Genomic DNA, 1,360 nt, shown 5'->3' with positions numbered 1-1,360 from the left:
TGAACTTTTTTATCAAACGATAATTAGCTAAAGAAGGGCATAAATGCCATAACAAAATATCTGAAGAAGTCCAAAATATGTAAGGTATTATTCATAACCTTATGTATTTTGGACTTTTTTACGCATGTAAAGGAAATAATAGACCAAAGTTACTAAATAGTTAAACACCCAAATATAATAACTAAATAAATTTTACCAATTTTTTACACAAATTTGTCAGGCTGATCAATATAATATGAATAAAAATGAACAAGAATATTTTAGGAAAACTGGGGAGAGGATGAAATTAAAAAAATTATGGAGATTGACGAAAAAAACTTTAATTTCCTTGGTAGCAATAGTAATTGTATTATTGGGAGTAGGTTTTGTATACCAATGGATTGGCGCAAATAACGATCTGGCAAAATTGAAGCCTCCTGGAGAGAAGTATGATGTCTTTGGTCACAAAATGCATATTTATACCGGGGGAGAAGGAAAAGTAACAGTAGTTTTTAATGCTGGATGGGGAACCGTCAATCCTTACGTCGACTATTATCCATTGTATGATAGAATTGAAGAGCATGCCAGATTTGCTGTGATTGATCGCTTTGGTTATGGTTATAGCGATCAAACGGAGCGAAAACGAGATATCGACAACATTGTAGTAGAAATGCATGAATTATTAAAAAAATCCGAGATAAAACCACCTTACACCCTGGTCGGACACTCTCTTAGTTCACTTGAGACGATTCGCTTTGTTCAAAAGTATCCGGATGAGGTAAAGGGAGTTGTGCTGTTAGATGGCGGAAGCCCTGAATATTACGCTAAACAGACACCTTTAACGGGTGTTTCCTTAATTCAACGTTTTCTTGTTAAGTCGGGAGTAGCCAGAATGATGTATCATTTTGAAGGATTTGCGGAATCAATTGCAAACGAACGCAATGGACTGAAACAATTACCTAATGAACTGAAGGAGCTTGATCGACTTTCCACACTTCTTAAAGCAAACAACAAAAACATCACTGATGAAATGCGGCAGAGTAAGCTAAATGCGAGGAAGGTGTTGAAAGGAAACAAGCCTTTGGAGGTTCCTATGACAGTCATTACTTCAGGGAGATTTGGAAAGCAACAATCAGAATGGATTGACAGTCAGGCTAAATTGACTTCATGGTCCGATATGGGTAAGCAAGTCATTGTAGAGGAAGCAGAACATTATATACATCATTACCAGCCCGACCTAGTAGCCAACGAAATTTTAAACATGATTAAGAAATAATGTCGTTCATTACTCAAATGAAATGACGATAGTGTAACAAAGGGTTGCTGTGGTAGCCCTTTCCATGTTTTACTTACTAGTGTGATAGTTGAAGAACACGAAAGG

The 1,360-nt window shown here is 36.2% G+C and carries 1 protein-coding gene; it reads left to right on the top strand.

Going from position 1 to position 1,360, the window contains the following annotated elements; genetic code table 11:
- Window positions 1–280 precede the first annotated feature (280 nt).
- Entirely contained in the window at window positions 281–1,255 is a 975-nt protein-coding gene (locus V7056_RS18635; RefSeq protein WP_499703892.1) for an alpha/beta fold hydrolase, read from the top strand.
- Window positions 1,256–1,360 lie beyond the last annotated feature (105 nt).

Origin of the sequence: Bacillus sp. JJ664 (genome assembly GCF_036962205.1) — a bacterium.
In the GTDB taxonomy this organism is placed as follows: domain Bacteria; phylum Bacillota; class Bacilli; order Bacillales; family Bacillaceae_G; genus Gottfriedia.
Note: the sequence above shows the minus strand (reverse complement) of the source record. Positions and strands in the feature narration are given on the sequence as shown.